The organism is Alicyclobacillus acidoterrestris (genome assembly GCF_022674245.1).
Taxonomy (GTDB): domain Bacteria; phylum Bacillota; class Bacilli; order Alicyclobacillales; family Alicyclobacillaceae; genus Alicyclobacillus; species Alicyclobacillus acidoterrestris.
Genome location: NZ_CP080467.1, coordinates 3,794,937 through 3,814,591 on the forward strand (window position 1 = coordinate 3,794,937; position 19,655 = coordinate 3,814,591).

Consider the following 19,655-nt stretch of genomic DNA (forward strand, 5'->3'; position numbering starts at 1 on the left):
TATCATGCCCATTCATCTTTCAAATTAGGTACAAGGCGCCACGTCCGATATGATCTTCACCGTCGGGAATTTTATTCGACTGATATTTTATTGACTAAATTTCACGGGAATCATCTTTGGAGAAATATTGGATTCAGATTGAGGGGGGACTTCGTCAGGGACACCGGGGCGATGTCCCTGGTATAGTCAGCTTAGCGAAGCGACGACACTACGCGGGCCAACGCGTCTAAAAACGCATCCACTTCGAGGTTCGTGTTGTATGGCGCGAGGCCCGCACGAACAAATCCGCCAGAGGCCTGAACACCGAGCTTGTGGGCAAGTGTCGTGGCGTAGAAATCACCGTCAGCAATGAACAGACCGTAGTCGTCGACCATTCGCCGGCAGACCTCGCGTGACGGCACGCCGTCCACCGTAAACGCAATGGTGGGCGTTTTGCGAATGGAATGTGGCGCGGCGTACAGATGGACCCCTGGCAGTTCTCGAATGCCCTCACGCATCCGCCAGGCTAATGTATCCTCATATGCCTCTATTGTCTCAAGCGCACTGACCAGTTTTTCCCGGAGGGTTGGGCCTTCCCCCAACGTGCTCAGGTAGCTGATGGCTGCCCCCACCCCCGCGATGCCCGCATGATTTTGTGTGCCTGTCTCCAACTTATCCGGAATGAACGACGGTGCCGGGTCTAGCTTGTAAACGTCGAGGGCTTCAAAGAGGTCTCGACGAATCGCGGCGATGCCCACATGAGGTGCAAAAAATTTATACGCCGAGCACAAGAGAATGTCAGCGCCTAACGCATCTCTGTCAATGGGAATGTGCGGCGCGGCATGAACCGCATCCACTGCGACCCATGCGCCAACCGCATGCGCTTTGTCAGCAATTGCGCGCACATCTGTCACCGTCCCAACCGCGTTGGAAGCCAAACCGACGGCCACGACGCGAGTTCGGGGCGTGAGTAGTTCGTCGAGCTCATCTACATTTAACGTCAACGTCGTCGGATGAACCGTTAACCACTTGACGACGACGCCCTTGTCCTCAGCTGCTCTGCGCCAAGGGTCGACGTTCGCTCGGTGATCTAACTCAGTGACAATGATTTCGTCGCCAGGTTGCCATTCCCGTGCCAACGCGCGGCTGATAGCAAACGTCAAGGTGGTCATATTCGGCCCAAACGCCACTTCTTCTTCGGCAGCGTTCAGCAGACAGCCCACACTGTGCCGAGTCTGCGCCAACAACGCTTCCGTTTCGACGCTGGTCGGAAATACGCCATGCAAATTGGCACCGCCAGACGACATATAATGCGAAACCGCGTCAATAGCCGCCTGACAAACTTGCGATCCGCCCGGACCGTCGAAGTACACCACCTGCTGCCCTCGATACGTACGCCCTAAGGCCGGAAATTGCGCTCGAACCCGTTCCACATCCAGTTGCAAAGCCACGCCATAGCCTCCCTCACTGAATCCCTGCTCGATATCTGCTAATCCTTATCAACTTCCGGCAACGCCGAGCGTTCAGACGGCAGCGGCAACAACTTAACACGTTTCCTCCGAAACACCCACCATCGCGATCCGGCGTAGTTCATACACAACGCCGTCCCATTCGCTGCAACTTTGCTAAACGACAAGGAGACATGCAGGGAGTGATCTGCTACAAACAGTGCTAACAGAGATCCGAAAATGGACAGGACATTCAACATGCCAAACTTCACCATCTCGTACACGTTAAACGAGTCTCGTTTGGCAAAGGTCAATCGACGATTGAGAAAATAGCTATTGATTGCGCCGCACGGATACGAGATGACTTGTGCGGCAAGATAATTCATATGCGCGTAGTGATATGCGGAATAATACGCCGCAGTATCCACTAAGAGGTTGGTAAACCCAACCACACAAAACAACGAAATCTGCCTGAGCAACGAAACCAGGCGAGCGATTTTGAATCTCGTCATGGCAGTTCCACAGCGGAAAGCCAGTCATTCCGCCCGATTTCACAATAAATGTAGTGCCCTTGGATTGTCATCGAACCTTCCTGCGCACACGACGCGTTGAAATCCTTTGCACCGACGTGTGCGAACGTGTGCGAAATTTCTATTCATGGTATCACAGTGCCGAGCCGCACGGGCAACCCAAAAATTCTATTTAGACGAATTATGTACCGCTTGCAATTCTCTTGGCAAGCACGAGCGAATCTTGCACTGAACCGGCGCGCTATTTGACGAGGTGCAACGCCCGATAGTCGTCCATCGTAACCAGTCCGTCCATCGGCAATTCGTGTGTGATTTGGAAGTAGATCAGGGCAAATTGCGTGGGCGCGTCAAAGACGCCTTTACAATCGTCGCGATAATATCCTTCTGCCTGCAGACGCTGTTGCACGAGACGAACGTCCGCTCCAATGTTACCATATTCGAGCGTCCGCAAATGCGCTAAGGGATTCCCATGAATGATGACGCGCGTACCAATCGGAACGATGTCAAACAGTTGCTCAACATCGCGATTCTTCATGCGAACACAGCCGTGACTCGCGAAGCGGCCAATCGAGGCAGGTTGATTTGTCCCATGAATCCCATAGGTTCCCCATGGCACGTTCAAACCGAGCCAGCGCGTGCCAAATCCACCGCCCCAGTCCTTTTGTTTGTCGACAATTTGCCAATCGCCTACGGGAGTTTGCGTTTGTGATTTTCCGAGCGCAACGTGCCATTCTCGATAGAATTGACCGTTCCGATACAGTTTTAGCACTGGGTGCTTTGTATTGATCTCAATCGTGTACGTGGTCTGAGATTCGACCACAGATGGAGATTTTTTCGAATCCGCCGCATATGCCGTTCCTGTCGCCATCGTCACCGCCACGACCAAGGCGAACAGAGACAGGCAAACACGTCGCCTAAAGCCGAGGTGCATTCTGATTACAGGCACCCGCGTCACCCCCTGTATTGGTCTTCATTCACCTAGGATGAGTGACACATATCCCCCGCATGCGTTCCGATATCCACCAGTACGCTCTGCCCTTTGCAACATGAATCGCTACGAAAAAGGCGCTTCCGCCATCGGGAAGCGCCTAAGTCGCAATTGCCTAGAGTTGACTGTATACTCAGCTGTCTAAATGGAGAGGAGGAATCGCATCCGTTCCGTAAACATCGCCCTCAACGGGATTTCATTGCGCAATCGCGTGTGCCAGCAGTTCCGCATAAGCTTCTGCGCCCGTCGGATTCAGGTGCACGCCATCCGGATAAAAATAGCCGGAATGACCTGCGCTTGCAGCGTACCAATCCACCAATGTCGTGTGCGGGAACGATTTGGCGACCTGCGCCAACGTCGCGTTGACCACCGACTCCCACGGACGGGGCACCCGTGTATTGACTAGGACAATCTGCTTGACAGGCCCCAGTGATTGGAGCAATTGTGTCAGTTGATCCGCTGTAAATGGCCCGTTCGTCCCAAGTTCGATCACGACTCGGTCCCCCAACTGCCCGCTCGCCTTCAACGCAGATACCGTCGCACCCGCCTGCGTCAACTGACGACCGATCTGCCCATCGCAAATAATTCCCGGGAGCAATTTTTGCAAATCTGGCGTCGCATCCACCATGACGGAGTCGCCTATCGTCGTAATACCGGTTCCGGAGGCTATCGACGTTAACTGCCCCGTCGGATTATCAGACGTCGCAGTGCCACTCGTTCCCGCGCCGCTACCGTCCGTCGTGGCTGCGCCCGCGCCCGTTTTTACGGAGGAGCTTGCGCCGTTTGCGCCAGAACCCGTGTCCGTGCCAGTGGAATCCGACGTGTGTTGTGCCTTAGGCGCCGAGTGTACCGGTAAACCGGTCGTCTTCGCGGACGCAGGCGAATCCTTCGCCTCCGCGCCCGTTGTCGCTTGGTCGGAAACAGTGGTGCCCGCTGACGCGCTCACAGCGCTGACTGCCTTTCCAGGGGCAAATGGGCTAGCTTCAACCACGCCGACCGTGAACAGAGCCACGGCGGCGACAGATGAGGTCACGGCGCTCCAGCGAAAGACAGGCGTTGCCCAAAGCTGTCGGAGTGCCGTCCACAGGCGCGCAAGTGCACCTTGTCTGATCGGTTCTTCAAGGTAGCGCCACGACAGCGCCGCGAGTCCGATGCTCGCCACCACCTGCAGCACGTCCCGGACGACGTTGACGCCACCTGTATTGACCGCCGGACTGGTGAGTACGATGACTGGATAGTGCCAGAGGTAAATGCCATAGGATCGGACACCAAGCCATCGCAGTGGTTTCCACCCAAGCACCTTCCCGAGACTGCTAGCCGGGTGCGCAAGGACGGCGACAACCACGGCACTGGCAACGGAGAGCAAGACGAGTCCCCCGCGGTAGAGAAGTGGATCGTATTCGTTTGTGCGAACCATCATATACAGAACCACAGTTAGGGCCAGTGCACCGGATAACTCCAACATGGTTCGCCGAAGCGCGCCAACTTTCGCAGTCAGCTTGGCACTCGGCCAGACCAGTGCCAGTGCTGCGCCGATCAGCAGGCCAAAGGCGCGCGTATCCGTACCGTAATAAACCCGGCTGGGGTCCGTACCCGGCTGATAAATCACCGCCATCGCAACGGCCGACGCAGTTGCCACGACGAGTGTCAGGGTTAACAGTTTCCACCGCCGTCTGAGACAGGCGAGCCCCATCGCAAGCACGAGCGGCCAAACGAGATAAAACTGTTCCTCCACCGCCAATGACCACAAATGTCCAAGCGGAGACGGCCGACCAAAACTGGCGAAGTAGGAGACCTTGTGAAAAATGAACCACCAATTGCTCACATACAAGACGGATGCCAATGCATCTTGATGGACAGTCGTGAGCTGTGTCCGATCAAACAACGTCACCCATACCAACACCGCCAAGAGCATCGCCACCATGCCCGGCAGTAAGCGGCGCGCACGCCGCCACCAAAAATCGCGCAGATTCAACCGACCTCGGTTTCGCCACTGCGCCACAAGCAAATCGGTAATGAGGTACCCGGACAGCACAAAAAATACACCGACCCCTAAAAGGCCCCCCGGCAAAAATCCCAAATTGAGGTGGTAGCCAATCACAGCCAGTACAGCCAACGCCCGCAGTCCGTCCAGTCCCGGCATGTACCGACTGTTTCCCTTCAGGGGCTTAGGCATTGCGCGCACCCCCTCGCCGCGTGAGGTGGTGCGCCAATTGTGAAGCGATGGACATCGTGGATGATACGGTCGGATTTTGCATCGTCTCCTGCTCCTCTCCCAACAAGTGCAACTCTATGGCAACGCGATGTCCAAATGGTTTGTGCGCCTACAAACCGCGACATCATTCGACAAAATTTCGGCATATAAACGTGCGATTTCAACTCATTTCGTAGCCTCATATAGGAGACGACGCCCACACAACTTTTGTTTCATTGATTTTGACTGTAGAGGATATGTACCGTTGATGACCAGACTTGAATTCTTGGAAATGCCGCAGTGAGTCTGATAAGGAAGGATAGAGTTGGCACAACATGGCGCTGGCAGGCGTTAATCCCCGTTCACAGCGCGAAGGCTCATCGCCATACAGCATGCAACCAGGATAACGCCCCCAGCAAACGTCTCCATTCCTCGCCAAAGAATACCTTTGGTATCCGTCAGTGCTTGTGAGCAAGCACCTCAGCTACAATGTCGACGGCCTGCAACACATCTTCCCGCGTCACATCCTTGTGCGTGACGAAGCGGACAGTCGTCGGACCAAAAGCGGTCGACAGCACCCCTGCCTCACGCAGTCGTGTGAGAAATGTGTCCATCGGCATGCCTGTCTCTGCGATGTCAGCCAGTACGATGTTCGTTTGGACAGTCGCGAGATCGACCACGACCCCCGGCATGTTCGCCAGGCGTTCAGCCAGGATGCGGGCGTTGTCGTGATCGTCTGCCAACCGGTCGACCATCTTCGTCAAGGCGAGAATGCCGGCGGCACCGAGAATGCCAGCTTGGCGCAGGCCGCCACCGAGGCGCTTGCGCCACTGCCGAGCGGCTTCAATAAAAGACTTCGGGCCGGCAAGGACAGATCCGACAGGTGCACCAAGCCCCTTTGAGAGGCAAAATTGAATCGTGTCGACGCAATCCGCAATGTCCTTCGCACTGCAACCCGAAGCGACCGCAGCGTTGAACAACCGCGCGCCATCCATATGGACCGGAACGCCAGATGCGTGGGCGACCGAGCGAATCTCCTGCAGTACCGAAACGGGTGTAACGGTGCCCCCTGCCCGGTTGTGTGTATTTTCCAGAGAAATGAGTGCGGTACGAGGTTGATGAATGTCCAAAGGACGGATGGCTCTCTGTACATCGTTCGGCTGAAGCACGCCTCGAACGCCCGTGACCTGGCGAATTTGTGCCCCGGCCACCGCCGCTATGCCCGCGGCTTCGTAATAGAAAATGTGCGATTCGGCTTCGGCAATCACCTCTTCGCCGGTCTTCACGTGTGTAGCGATGGCGACGAGATTACCTTGGGTGCCGCTGGTGACAAACAACGCCGCCTCTTTGCCTGTACGCTTTGCTGCCAGCTCCTCCAGTTCGCGAATCGTGGGGTCCTCCCCGTACACATCGTCGCCAACCGGTGCAACCGCCATCGCGCGACGCATCTCTTCCGTGGGTTGAGTGACAGTGTCGCTGCGTAGATCAATCCTCTTTGGCACGTATCTATCTCCATTCATGTGAAGTTATGAAAACCTGATGTATTCATTATAGAGACTCACTGGAACGCGCTTCAAGGACGCACGCGGGATAGCCAATTTTACACAAACCGGATCCCGCTAAGTGACGGATCATGGTATTATAGTAAATGAAGGACATTTCGAAATATTCAACTGGAGGTTGTGCTATGCCGGATCGGTTAACGAGAAAGCAAGTCCCCACGCAACTCACATGGAACCTTGCGGATTTGTTCCCCTCTGACGAAGCTTGGTCTAGTGAAGTTCAGGCCATCCTCGACAGTTTACATAGCGTTTCTACGTATCGAGGCCGCCTCGGCGAATCTGCGAAAGTGCTTCTCGAATGCCTGGAAGCGGGCGAACAAGTCAACGAACGAATGGTGCGGGTCGTGACATTTGCGTCACTGCGCCAGTCGGAGGATGGGACGAATCCGGTCAATCAAGCGCTGGCAGGCAAAGCCTCCGCGGCGATGGCGGAAGTTCATGCCGCACTTTCGTTCATCGAAGCGGAAATCGCTGCACTCGATGAATCCACCATCCAGGCGTGGCTCCAAGAGGAATCAGGGCTTGGCGTATACGAGCGTGCCCTACAAAAGGTTTTGGACTTCAAGCCTTACCGATTATCGCCGGAAACGGAATCCACACTCGCCGCACTCGGACAGGTATTCGACGGCCCCTACCTGGTTTACCAGCGAAGCAAGTTGTCCGATATGCAGTTTGCGCCCGCGAAGGACGCGACTGGCCAGGAACACCCCGTCTCATTTGCGCTGTTCGAGGACGTGTACGAATTCACCCCCGACACCGTATTGCGCCGCAACGCGTACGAGTCGTTCGTAGAAACCCTCAAGTCGTACAAAAACACGTTTGCTGCGGCCTATGCGACAGAAGTCAACCGACAGGTCGCGCTGGCGCGCCTTCGCGGCTTCTCCACCACCACTGAAATGCTATTGCAGCCGCAAGAAGTGACACTAGACATGTACAACAACCAACTGGATGTCATTCAAACGGAATTGGCCCCGCACATGCGGCGCCTGGCCAACTTGCGCAAACGATTGTTCGGATTGGACGAAATGCGCTTTTGCGACTTGAAAATCCCGCTTGACCCCACGTTTAATCCACGCACCTCCATCGAAGAAGCGTCGCAGATGATTCTCGATGCGCTCGCGGTGATGGGTCCAGAATACGTAGAAAATATTCGCACGGGGCTCGCCAACAGATGGGTCGATTACCCAGACAACATCGGCAAAGCGACAGGCGCCTTCTGTTCGAGCCCGTACGGCGTGCATCCTTATATTCTCATCACGTGGGGCGATACGATGCGCAGCGCGTTTGTATTGGCGCACGAGCTCGGTCATGCAGGGCACTTCGCACTCGCCAATCAATACCAGCGCCTGTCCAACACGCGTCCATCCACTTATTTCATTGAAGCGCCGTCGACGATGAACGAGATGCTATTGGCTCAGTACGTCCTCGAACGTTCGACAGACCCTCGCATGCGCCGCTGGGTCATCAGTCAACTGCTTGGCACGTACTACCACAACTTTGTGACGCATTTGCTCGAAGGGGAACTGCAACGCCGCGTCTACCGTCTGGCCGACGCCGGAGAATCCATTCATGCAAGCGTCCTGACTGAACAAAAAACAGAGGTGTTGAAGCAGTTCTGGGGAGATGCCGTCGACATAGACGAAGGCGCGGGGCTCACCTGGATGCGTCAACCGCACTACTACATGGGATTGTATCCCTACACGTACTCCGCCGGCCTCACCGCCGCAACCGCCGTGGCCAAACGGATTCGCGAAGAAGGCCCAAGCGCGGCGGCACAATGGGTAGAAGTTCTGAAAGCGGGCGGTACGAAATCCCCACTGGAACTCATGCAGATGGCCGGTGTCGACATGTCCACGCCAGCTCCCATCTCGGAAGCGGTGGCCTACGTAGGACAACTCGTCGACGAACTCGAAGCGGGCTTCGCCGACGAAGTGCAAATCAACGCATCCGGGCGGTAACTAAGCACAATCCTTAAACCAGCGCACCCTGACGCAACAACTCGGCGCGAACGAGATCTGCGTCGGGGTGCGTGAACCGGGTGGATTGCGCAGCTGCAACACCAGCAGCGTGGCCCGTAGCAAAAGCCGTGCCCATTACGCGCGCGGACGCAAACGCGATAGCGTCGCAAGAGATGATGCGGCCAGCACACCAAAGGTTGGAAAACCCTTCAACCGCGAGCGACCGAAGTGGGATATCGTAATACGATTTGTCCCGAATTTGCTGATACACCGCTGGTGCGCCTGGTTGATGAATCTCCACTGGCCAACCACCTCTCGCCACGGCATCCAGATGCCGGACGCCGCTCAGCACGTCCTCTCCCGCGAGCGTGTACTGACCACGGACGTGTCGAGTCTCCCGAATGCCTAATGCGGGACCCGTTTGGATGAGATACGCGGATTCAAAACCGGGGACGTGACGGCGAAAGACATCGAGATACGACCATGCCTGCTGACGCGCAGACATTTCCGCAGCCGTCAGGCTTGCCGCATCGAGCCCGTTGACCGACTCATCGACAAACAGAGCCAAAATGTCTCCCGATGCCAAGCGCAAGACCATCCCTTTTTCCTTGGACAAGGTATCAATCCCAGCCTGTTTGCCCAGTTGAATCGCCTCTGTAAAGAGCTCCCGGGCAATGGGCACATCGCGTGCGACACCACCGATGCGCATCACCAACGTCCCTGCTTGTACCTGCCCCTCGTCATCGCCAAAGCGAACCGCTCCACCTGCCAGCGTCGTCAAATCGGCCTCGCCGCTGGCGTCGACAAAGGCGTCGGCGCTTACCGTTAGGCGGCCGGCGTGATCGACACACTCGATTTCCACGACGCGATTCCCCTGCACCTGCGCGCCGATGACTTGGCAATGCAGACGCGGCACGACACCCGCGCGCAACAGCAGGCGGTCGAGCGCGTATTTGCTCTTTTCGCCATCGGCGATGACGATGACGTTCCCCGACGCCGGATTGCGCCTCGGCTCAATCTCCGGTCCAATCGCCGAGAGCTCCGCCAGAAACTGCGCGCCGACGCCGCCGACCACCTGTTGCAAGGGCTCGGCCTGTGCAAAAAAACCGCAATAGGAGAAGACTGAACTGTGCGTCCCGGCTCCACCAAAGTAGGGATTCCGTTCGACAATGAGCGTCTTGGCCCCGACGTTCGCCGCCCCTACTGCCGCAGCCACGCCCGCTGAACCTCCGCCGACCACGACGACGTCAAACTCAAGTTTTCGCTGGTTGAACATACACAGCCTCCAAATATATTTGTCAAACCCAAATCGCGTTCATCCATATCTCGATTAGCAATCAACTTTACTATTTTACCAATGGATCAGCAATTGCAGAAATTTTACGCTTGACACGCCCCATACTCCTCCAGCTTTTGAGATAATTATGTCGGTGTTGGCAGAGGTGATCTAGCCGCTTTGCCGCCGCGAGTGAATACGCGAGGAGGGCAACTACTTGACCACGATTCCCACCGATTATTACGCACAGGCCATCGATTTGTCCGATGCAGCGTCGCTAGAAGCGAAATTACAAGATCTGCTAGCGGAAGACATCGACTCCACCGAGGCACTGGAACGCTGGTTGCAACGCGAACTGAAGCTATCGCTAAAAGTCCAAGAGGTGCTTGCTGGGCACACCATCGACTTCTATCGGGACACGAATTCGGAAGAAAAAAGCAAATTCACATGCATGATCAGACCGTCATCCAACCCATTTTACTGAAATACGGCGCACAAATGGATCAGAAGTTTTGCGGGTGTCCCTTCACCCCGATGCTGGACGACCGTCGCTATGGCCGGATGAAACAGGTACGGGCCACTGGGCTTCAACTCTTCCGTGAAGAAAACATTCCACTTCAGGTCAGGGAGCAAGAGCCCGTCGCCAGATACAATGAAATCATTGGTGGATTAACGGCGCATTGGGAAGGTCAAGATAAACCGTATCCGCAAGTGGTGGCACAGATGGATAGTCCCCATCGGGAAATTCGGGAAGCCGCATGGCGCTCAGTACAACAGGCGCGGCGGTCCATCAAGGATGAAGTTGCGCGTATCATGGACGAACTTGTTCAACTGCGTCACCAAATTGCCCTCAATGCGGGCTTTGATAACTATCGCGATGATGTGTTTTGCGAAAAAAACCGCGAATACACGGTTGCGGATTGCTACAGTTTTCACCAGGCAGTCGAACGCTACGTGATTCCAGCTTGGGACAGACTAGCCAAGCAACTGCAGCAGTCGCTTGGAATCGACAGCTACCACCCATGGGTCACGACGCCTTGTACGCTGTCAAAGCCGCCGTTTTCAACCGTTGAGGAACTGATGGATGGCGTCGAAACGATGCTGCGGTGCACAGCTCCCGATTTTGGTGACAAATTTGCGCATATGCGCGCACATGGACTCTTAGATCTAGAGAGTCGCAATGGCAAAGCACCTGGCAGATTTTGCGATTTCTTTGGATACTCAAAGAACACATTTGTGTTCGCGAACTTCAGTCCGTCATTCTTCGCACTGATTGCTCTGATACACAAAATGGGGCATGCAGTCAATGGTTATTTGCAGATTCGAGACGAATATGAATGGACTGACCTGCGCGCAGAGGTAGCCGAGCTGTATTCACACGGTATGGAACTGCTCTGCCTAGACAAACTGGGCGAGTTCTACCACGACGAATCTTCGCTCAAAGCTGCACAGCGGGAGGAACTTCACCGTAGTCTAAATATGTTGATTGGACCTCTGTCGGGTGATATATTCCAACATTGGATGTATACACATCCGTCTCACACGAGCGCCGAACGGGACGCGAAGTATTTTGAAATCATTCAGCGCTTCGGCGGTCACCCAGTCGATTATCGCGGCCTCGAAGAGGAGGCAAGTATCGGTTGGATAGACTCCATTCACTTCATCGCCTTCGCTTGTGCTGCTTGCTTGGGTTGATTACCATAAATAAGAGAGTACATCTCAGTCAGTTGGATGAAGGAGCGAGCTGTTGCATGAGCATTTGGTCTGGAGTATTACCAGAAGTTCTGCTCGTTGCTTGGCTTGTCGTGTTCTTTCGAAACCTGCCAGATCTTTTGCGAATCCCTCATCTTACGTCACAGGAATCAAGCCTTTTTCATACCGACTGTCGACACGCGGGAGAAGCGAACGCGCCAAATGAACACGAACGACGAATGCCGAAGGTTTCCGTGGTCATTGCCGCAAAGAACGAAGCGGCTCGAATTGGCCGAACGCTGGATTCGCTGACAAGCCAAGCGTATGACGGCGACATTGAAATTGTGGTGGTCAATGACAGATCAGAGGATGCAACCGGTCACGTCATTGATGCAAGAGCAAAACAGGACAGTCGAATACGCCCAGTCCACATCACATATCTTCCATCTGGTTGGCTGGGGAAAAACCATGCCCTCTATCAAGGGGCAAAGGTTGCCAACGGAGAGTACATCTTGTTCGCGGATGCAGATGTCTATTTTTATCCGGATGCCATTCATCGCGCGATGGCATACGCGGTCGAGCACCAAATCGATCACTTGACGATCGCACCAAAAATGATCGCACGCACGACCTCATTACAACTTCTGACTGCTTTTTTCACGTTTAACTATTTGTTGTTTAAGCGCCCGCATTCCGCTTATCGCAAGCGCACGCGTGCACACGCGGGCATTGGTGCATTCAATTTGGTTCGCCGCAGCGTCTACGATGCCATCGGCACGCACCGCGCCATCATGTTGCGCCCGGACGACGATATTTTTCTTGGGAAACTCATCAAAAAGCACGGATATCGTCAGCAATTTGGCATCGCAGAATCATTTGTCGAGATCGAGTGGTACGACACCACAAAAGACATGTTACACGGACTGGAAAAAGCGCCGTTGGCGGCGTTTCGATTCTCACCAACAGCGCTTATCCTGAGCATGATTCCTTTGCTCATGTTGTACGGCGGCCCGATACTGGGCTTAGTCGTCGGACCCGGCCCCTATCGCTGGCTGTACGGCATAGCCTGTGTATTGATGCTGTCTCTATATACCGTACACGTCGCCTATTTGAAGTTTCCAAAGTACCAAATCGCACTACTTCCCATCGCGATGCTTCTATTCATTTACGGATTTGTTCGAGCCGGCGTGTTAGCGCATCGGCGCGGTGGTCTCATCTGGCGAGATACGTTTTATGCGTTCGACGAGTTGAAAATCAACGCATCACCCCATACGCGATGAACGAGTCAGTTCATCCGGTTCCCATCCCACGCCCCCGGAGTCTGCTCAGGAAGACAACGGGAAACGTGTGGATGAGGACCGGAAAGAACCAACTCGTCTCCTAAATGCCTTATCCTCGCTTTACATGTTCGGCAAATCCCCTTGATTTTTCAGTTCTGCGCCGCAACAGCAAAAAGTACGATATCGCGCCGAGTGCAGCACAAAACACGTAGAGTGCGCGAAACCCAAACGCCTGAGCGATAGCACCGCCGATAAGACTGCCGGCCATGGAACCGATATTATTCGTGTTGCTGTACAACGTAGTAGCCGATCCCGGCGCGTCCGGCATAAAGTCCTGCATGTAACTCATTCCGATGCTGACACTGATGGAAATAAACACAGCGCAGACCAGTTGCAACGCGAGCATTTCCCAAACGGTGTGCGCGAACGCCGCGCCGACATAGTAGCCTGTGCCGCAGATGGAGCCAAACAATAACAACATCCGCTTACCGACCCGATTGGCAATGGTCCCAAGCCCCAACATGATGGGAATCTCCAATCCAGCGCTCAAACTAAAGACCCACCCCACGACGTGTTCAGGCGCGTGGAGCGTTTGCGTAATGAACAAAGACATATAGGAACCGTTGATGCTGGACGCCGTGTACACCGCCACAAACGATACACAGGACATCAATACGTCCATTTGCTTTAAATAAGTGAAAACACCCGCTGGTCGAGCGCCACTCGGTACGACGACGGATCGGCGCTTGAGGAAAAACAGAACAATCACGAAGACAGCGGCGAAGATGGCACTGGTCATGGTAAACAGCCCGTTGTAGCCCAACGCGTTCAATAAAAGCACGCCAGCCATCGGGCCGATGACCCACGCCAGGGAGAAAAACGAACGAAGCGTCGTGATGGCGAATGTCGCATCGACATTGGGCGACAACAGCGTACTCTCCCGCGCATACGCGAACATCTGCGGGAAGGTGGCGGATCCTAAACCCAGTAAAACCGTTGAAACGGCCAATAACACGAGATAATCGTGAAAAACCAGGAAACTCGCATAACCAAGCCCCGCCATCACAGAGGAAAACAACATGACGTCCTTTTTGGGCGTACGCGTATCCGACATCCGCCCCAACCAGGTACTGGCCACAATTCCACCAAGTGCGTTCATGCACATGAAGATGCCTAGACCCGCGGGAGACATGTGAATGACATCCGTTCCAAACAGCGACAAGTAGGGACGCGTGATAGACAGACCTATCCCAATCAGCGTGATTCCAATTGTTAATACCACATACCCTGGCAGGAAGCGCGACCTGCGGGTCGAATCAGTCGAATCAGATGAAGCGATGTGCAATCAAGGGCCCCCTACCTGTCTTGAAGGTTCCTACAGTTTCATGCGAGTCCTGCATCCCACTCACGAACCCGCCTGCTGTAATCCAGCAACAAAACCGGTCAGGATGATGGTGAGAATGGTGACAATGATAAATAATGCGACAATCGTTACCGTAATCCACAAGAAGCGTTTTTTGCCACGGCTCAGTTTCACGTACTCACCTCGGGAACTCCATAGACAGTTTGCAAATATATTCGCATATGAGCGTAGAGGAAAATTCACGAAGATTCAATTGTCTATACAAAAAAATGTCTAAATAAAAAATCACCCCTTGGACGCATTCTGTGAATGTATCCAAGAGGTGATGTGTATTCCGCAATCCGTGCGAAGGACTACAAATTTCCGTAGCCTTAACTCGTCATCGGCAAATCGGGCTGCTTGCGACCACCGCGCAACCATGCCTCGACCGCCGCTTGACCACTCCGGACCGCCCCTTCGAGCGATGCAGGCCAACCGGTATTTGTCCAATCACCAGCGATGAGCAAACCCTGCGCAGCGCTGGTGGGATTCAGCCGCTTTCCTGCCGTGCCTGGACTCGCCAAAAATGTGGCGCGCGGCTGCCAAACGACTTTGCAATGTTCCACGTTCGCATCACGCGCCTCAGGCAAAGCCTCCGCAATCGCCTTTTGTACCATGGCGCCTATCTCATCGTGCGACAATGCGCGATACCTATCCGCCGCGGAGATGGAAATCGAGAGCCACCGACCATCGAGATGATCCTCGCCAACCAATGCCGCCCGATTGAAAACAAACATGCCCCCCAATTGCGTAGAGGCAAAGACATCGTGCTGAGTGACCGGGCGGTCATACAGGATGAAGGCGTTCAGAATCGGGCTCCAAGCGAGTTTCTGCAATCCCTGAAAGTCGGCGTGCCGCTGCCACACATCCGGCAGCATCCGCCACAACGCATCGTGCGGGACCGCAGAAATCACAGTATCCGCCACCCAGTTCTGGCCGTCGCGCAGACGTGCGCCCATCACCTGATTTCCCTCAAACAGCAAAGAATCTACGGCTGTATTGAAGCGAACCGTGACCCCTCTTCGCTGTAAATGCGACACCGCGTCGTCCGCGAGGTCGCCTAATGGACGCGTGAACAAACCGAGCCTTGCCTGCTGCCACCCGGCGACAACGCCCATGCGAAAGGACTCAGCGGCGAGTCCGGCGCTGATCTGGTCGACGTGACCGTTGAGTACAGCCGTACCGACCAAATCCCAGAGGCGCCCTATCGTGCGTTCCGTTTGGCCATTTTTCCGCAGCCAGTCCCCAAAACTCATGGCGTCGAGCGCTTCCACATCGGGATGAAGAAAACCAGGAGCCGCCCGTAATGCACGCACCCGATCAAGCATACCGAGATGGGCATAGGACAAAAGCCCCGGCAGCAAGTGCAATGCGCCCGTGAGCCGTTTGCTGAACAACTGTCCCCAGGCGCCTTCACAATACACCGGGATATTCAAGCTCGGCTGAAAACGATAGGCGTTGGCGATATTCATGTCGCCAAGCAATTGAACAAACTGGTCACAGCATCCGAGCAAGACGTGTTGTCCGTTGTCTAAATCCAGTCCTTGTTCCTTATCTGTAAACGAAAACGCCCGGCCACCTGCGCGCGGAGCCCGTTCCAACATCACAATCTGCTCTCCAGGCACACCCGCCAACATCAGCGAGTGTGCCGCGGAGATGCCCGCCCAGCCTGCACCAATAATGAGTATGCGCGAGGATGTCATACGGTCGCGGACGCTTTCCATAGAGCACCCCATACCAATTGCAGCTTTTTCGATCCCGACACATGAATCCGTTCTCCAAACACGTTGAACCCCGTGGACTGGATCTTATTAAGAATTTCATAATACATGAGATAAAGGACGCGTAAACAACGTAAACTATCCGATTCCACGAGTGGGAACAAATTACGTGCACGCTCGTAATAAGCTTTCGCACGCCGTGTTTGCTCGTTCATCAACGCATAAAAAGCGGGTGTCGTTCGCGAAGTCACCAAATCCTCCACAGAGTAGCCGACGCGGCCCATCTCTTCGAGCGGCAAATACACCCGCCCCCGCTTGGCGTCCTCCTTTAAATCGCGCAGGATGTTGGTCAACTGCAAGGCGATGCCCATATCGCGGGCCCATTGGAAGGCAGCGGGATCGCGATAGCCAAAAATATGAACACACATTTGCCCGATGGTCCCCGCCACATACTCGCAGTACCGCTCCAATTCAGCAAACGTCTTAAAGCACACAGCTTCCATATCGATTCTCATACCGTCAAGGAGTCCGGCAAATGGCTCTTTCGGTATGTGAAAGCGCCGAACGGAATCCCCCAGCGCCTGAACCACAGGATTTGGATGCGACGCATACCCATCTTCGTATGCATCCAAGTAAATCCGTTCAGCCCGTTGCAGGTGTTCTTCTGCCGTTTGTCCGTGAAAGTCGTCTACGGCATCATCGCAAATCCGACTCCAGGCGTAGATGGCGTACATGGCCATACGCTTTGCCGGAGGCAAGAGACGCATCCCATAGTAAAACGAACTTCCAGCCTGGCGTGTGGACTTCGCGCAGTATTTATACGCCTGCGTCAAATTCATGTGCCCTCATCTCCTTGACTGGCTACGGCTTAAAAAGTGTCTTGCAAGCGATACGTACCTTCTTCCCTGTCGACACAACCGGTCGGTGCGACAGCGAGTCATAATTTTGCTGCTCAAGCGCGCGCAACACTGCCTCTCCGCCATAACGATACAGTCGCAACTGCATGCGCAGCCGCTTCGGCACCGTCGGTTCCAAGTCGGCCCCCCGTCGAAACAGTTCCCACGTCCGCTCGACTTCGTGGCGGATACAGGCACGAATCGCCTCCGTAATCACCCCTGTACGATATTCTGCAAGTGACGAACCAAAGCGCTCCAAATCCTCAATCGGAACGTAGTAGCGCCCACGTACCACATCGCGACTGATGTCCTGCAGATGATTGGCAATTTGCAATGCAGTACAAGTGCAGTCGGAAAGCGTTTGGCGGTACTCGTCTTGATACCCAAACAAACCTAAGACCATGCGTCCGACTGGATTCGCAGAATAACGACAATAATCCAGCAAATCCTCCCAAGTGTCGTAGGTCGACTGGTGTTGATCACGCCGGTTTGCTTCAATTAAATCGTCAAACGGCTGACGCGGCAAGTCAAATTGGCGAATGGTGTGTTGCAACGCCCGAAACTCAGGTGTCTCTGGCGTACCCGTGTAACACAATGTCAGTTGGTGCGCCCACTCGTCCAACGCCTTCAGCCGGTCGCCTTCAAACTCGTCGCCGATGTCATCGACACCGCGGCAATACGCGTAAATGGCCGCGAAATGCGGACGAAGCGCACGTGGAATAAACATCGATAGCACAGAAAAATTCTCATAATGCGTAGATGCTAACGCCTGGCACGCCGCAAAGTCCGCCTGCAACGCAACTGGTATCGTGGACATGGTCCGATTTACCCCCGGATTCGCTGCATCGCTTCCTGATAGCGGCCCAACGCCCACACAGGGAAAATATCACGATACATCGTATACGCAAGATAGAAATCTCCCGGAAAACCAGTTCCCGTGTAGACCTCTTCGTCCCAGCCACCATCTGCGCGCTGCGTGTCGTGAAGGTAAGTGACCCCGCGCAATACCGCATCTGACTCGACACGGCCGCCCGCGATGAGCGCCATCAACGCCCAGGCGGTCTGCGACGGTGTACTCACACCCTGACCTGCGAGACGTGGATCATCATAGGAACGGCAATCTTCACCCCAACCGCCATCCTCATTTTGATGCTCGACGAGCCAGTCGAGCGACTTTTGCACCCACGGCTCACGCATATCGACACCGACGGCCTTGAGTCCCGGAACGACCGCGCCGATGCCATACACGTAGTTGACGCCCCAGCGGCCAAACCATGACCCATCTGGGCGTTGTTGCGCCTTGAGATACTCGACCGCCTTGCGAATCACCTTCCATGCCTCGTCGTACCCAAAGCTGCCGAAGCACTCCAAGACGTGTGCGGTGACGTCTTCCGATGGCGGATCAATCACTTCGCCGAAGTCGCAAAATGGAATCCGATTGGTCAACTGACGCGTGTTGTCCACATCGTATGCGCCCCAGCCCCCGTTCGAACTCTGCATCTCGCGCAACCAACGGAAGCCACGGGTCAATGCGTCACGACGCTTCCCTTCATCCGGCAATTGAATGCCATTGAGCGCCAAGACGACCATCGCCGTATCGTCGACGTCTGGGTAGTTTTCGCAGTGGAATTCAAATGCCCAACCGCCTGGTTTCGCCTTGCGTCGACGAACTTTCCAGTCGCCATCCTTGAGAATTTGTTTACTGACCAACCACTCACCCGCTTTAATCAGCGCTGGATGATCTGGTGGCAATCCAGCCGAACGCAGTGCCAAGACGGTCAAGCCAGTATCCCAGATTGGAGAAATACTCGCCTGGAACATCCAACCCCCGTCACTCGTGTGCACACCATAGGCCTCGAGCCCTTCAAACCCTTTTACAAACGCAGGATGGTCAGTCATATTAAGACATTTAAGCGCCAACAGAGCGTAAAACCACGGTGGTTGAATACCGCCCCAGCAGCCGTCGGCTTCCTGGTGCGCGAGTATCCACTCGAGCGCCTTTTGTTCCCCACTCTTGCGACCCGGTTGAATCGGCCATTTGTTGTACGCCTTCAGAAACTTATCCAATGCGACAAAAAAGCCCGAATCTCCACCCTTGGCCGAACGTCGCTTCGGCGGGCGCTTCGCCTCGAACAATTCCGGAACCTTTGCATAATCCGGAAGTGGCGTCACAGGTCGGCGATTCATGACGATAGTCAGCGTGACGATAGTCGCTCTCGCCCAAGACGCAAAATCATAGATGTTCAGCGGCACGCTTTTCGGAAGGTGCATGATTTCAGGTGGAATCACCGGCAACTTATCCCACGGATACTGCCCAACCATGGCCAACCACAAGCGTGTAAAGACACGCGTAGATTCAATGCCGCCCTCGTTTTGAATGAATTCCTTGGCCTGTACCATTTGCGGGTCAGATGCTGGCTCACCCAAGTATTTGAGCGCCACATACGCCTCAACCGTGGCATTCAAGTCACTTGGGCCACCCGGATAAATGGACCAGGTGCCGTCTTCGCGGCGCTGACTAATGATATACTTGCGGATTTGCGCCTCGCGCTCGGGATTCTTTTTCCCCAAGCAGTGACAGAGAAGCACATATTCCGCTTCCATGCAGACATTTGACAATAGCGGCGCCCACCAGTATCCGTCGGGTGCCTGTCGGCGCAAAAGATGTGCGACGCCTGCTTCCAGCGTCGCTTGTACCATAGGTGTATCCAGGAGTTGCTTCGTCATGT

The 19,655-nt window shown here is 54.8% G+C and carries 16 protein-coding genes; 4 read left to right on the plus strand and 12 right to left on the minus strand.

All coding sequences use genetic code 11. The features are described 5' to 3' along the window. Positions 1 to 191: 191 nt before the first annotated feature. The 5 genes from K1I37_RS18685 to ltaE form a co-directional block, all read right to left on the minus strand. Positions 192 to 1,430 carry a cysteine desulfurase-like protein gene (locus K1I37_RS18685; protein ID WP_021295946.1) on the minus strand — a complete coding sequence of 413 codons (1,239 nt, stop codon included), beginning with the start codon at positions 1,428 to 1,430 and terminating at the stop codon, positions 192 to 194. A gap of 38 nt (positions 1,431 to 1,468) precedes the next feature. Beyond that, positions 1,469 to 1,939 (minus strand): GtrA family protein, encoded by a 471-nt coding sequence (locus K1I37_RS18690; protein ID WP_021295947.1) that lies wholly within the window; start codon positions 1,937 to 1,939, stop codon positions 1,469 to 1,471. 259 nt (positions 1,940 to 2,198) lie between these two features. Next, positions 2,199 to 2,903, minus strand: coding sequence for a L,D-transpeptidase family protein (locus K1I37_RS18695; protein ID WP_021295948.1), 705 nt, complete (start codon positions 2,901 to 2,903; stop codon positions 2,199 to 2,201). Positions 2,904 to 3,141: 238 nt separating this feature from the next. Next, on the minus strand, positions 3,142 to 5,121 hold the full coding sequence (locus K1I37_RS18700) for an acyltransferase family protein (protein ID WP_021295949.1): 1,980 nt from the start codon (positions 5,119 to 5,121) through the stop codon (positions 3,142 to 3,144). Between the two features lie 476 nt (positions 5,122 to 5,597). After that, positions 5,598 to 6,659 carry a low-specificity L-threonine aldolase gene (gene ltaE, locus K1I37_RS18705; protein WP_031218345.1) on the minus strand — a complete coding sequence of 354 codons (1,062 nt, stop codon included), beginning with the start codon at positions 6,657 to 6,659 and terminating at the stop codon, positions 5,598 to 5,600. A 167-nt stretch (positions 6,660 to 6,826) separates the two neighbouring features. Here ltaE and pepF point away from each other — a divergent pair, with 167 nt between their 5' ends. Further along, positions 6,827 to 8,659: an oligoendopeptidase F gene (gene pepF, locus K1I37_RS18710; protein ID WP_021295952.1), complete on the plus strand. Its 1,833-nt coding sequence runs from the start codon at positions 6,827 to 6,829 to the stop codon at positions 8,657 to 8,659. A gap of 13 nt (positions 8,660 to 8,672) precedes the next feature. On the opposite strand, the gene K1I37_RS18715 is transcribed toward pepF, so the two are convergent. Next, the gene (locus tag K1I37_RS18715) at positions 8,673 to 9,935 is read right to left on the minus strand and encodes an FAD-dependent oxidoreductase (RefSeq protein ID WP_021295953.1); all 1,263 of its coding nucleotides are present in this window, start codon (positions 9,933 to 9,935) and stop codon (positions 8,673 to 8,675) included. 217 nt (positions 9,936 to 10,152) lie between these two features. On the opposite strand from K1I37_RS18715, the gene K1I37_RS18720 reads away from it, so the two are divergent. From K1I37_RS18720 to K1I37_RS18730, 3 genes are read left to right on the plus strand one after another with little or no spacing between them, the layout of a single operon-like run. Beyond that, positions 10,153 to 10,419 (plus strand): hypothetical protein, encoded by a 267-nt coding sequence (locus tag K1I37_RS18720; RefSeq protein ID WP_021295954.1) that lies wholly within the window; start codon positions 10,153 to 10,155, stop codon positions 10,417 to 10,419. Beyond that, positions 10,383 to 11,630, plus strand: a complete 1,248-nt coding sequence (locus K1I37_RS18725) for a M3 family metallopeptidase (protein WP_081654038.1) — start codon at positions 10,383 to 10,385, stop codon at positions 11,628 to 11,630. Before K1I37_RS18720 ends, K1I37_RS18725 begins: the two co-directional genes overlap by 37 nt. A 56-nt stretch (positions 11,631 to 11,686) precedes the next feature. After that, the gene (locus tag K1I37_RS18730) at positions 11,687 to 12,907 is read left to right on the plus strand and encodes a glycosyltransferase family 2 protein (RefSeq protein WP_021295956.1); all 1,221 of its coding nucleotides are present in this window, start codon (positions 11,687 to 11,689) and stop codon (positions 12,905 to 12,907) included. A 109-nt stretch (positions 12,908 to 13,016) separates the two neighbouring features. On the opposite strand, the gene K1I37_RS18735 is transcribed toward K1I37_RS18730, so the two are convergent. From K1I37_RS18735 to shc, 6 genes are all read right to left on the minus strand, one after another. Continuing rightward, positions 13,017 to 14,252, minus strand: coding sequence for a sugar efflux transporter (locus K1I37_RS18735; protein WP_021295957.1), 1,236 nt, complete (start codon positions 14,250 to 14,252; stop codon positions 13,017 to 13,019). A 60-nt stretch (positions 14,253 to 14,312) separates the two neighbouring features. Then, positions 14,313 to 14,444: a hypothetical protein gene (locus tag K1I37_RS21600; protein WP_021295958.1), complete on the minus strand. Its 132-nt coding sequence runs from the start codon at positions 14,442 to 14,444 to the stop codon at positions 14,313 to 14,315. 197 nt (positions 14,445 to 14,641) lie between these two features. Next, a complete protein-coding gene (gene hpnE, locus K1I37_RS18740; RefSeq protein ID WP_021295959.1) occupies positions 14,642 to 16,033 on the minus strand; it encodes a hydroxysqualene dehydroxylase HpnE in 1,392 nt (463 codons plus the stop codon). Beyond that, positions 16,009 to 16,869 (minus strand): presqualene diphosphate synthase HpnD, encoded by an 861-nt coding sequence (hpnD, locus tag K1I37_RS18745; RefSeq protein ID WP_021295960.1) that lies wholly within the window; start codon positions 16,867 to 16,869, stop codon positions 16,009 to 16,011. The genes hpnE and hpnD overlap by 25 nt, the downstream gene beginning before the upstream one ends. Positions 16,870 to 16,891: 22 nt before the next feature. Further along, positions 16,892 to 17,743: a squalene synthase HpnC gene (gene hpnC / locus K1I37_RS18750; protein ID WP_021295961.1), complete on the minus strand. Its 852-nt coding sequence runs from the start codon at positions 17,741 to 17,743 to the stop codon at positions 16,892 to 16,894. An 8-nt stretch (positions 17,744 to 17,751) separates the two neighbouring features. Beyond that, positions 17,752 to 19,653 (minus strand): squalene--hopene cyclase, encoded by a 1,902-nt coding sequence (gene shc / locus K1I37_RS18755; protein WP_021295962.1) that lies wholly within the window; start codon positions 19,651 to 19,653, stop codon positions 17,752 to 17,754. Positions 19,654 to 19,655 lie beyond the last annotated feature (2 nt).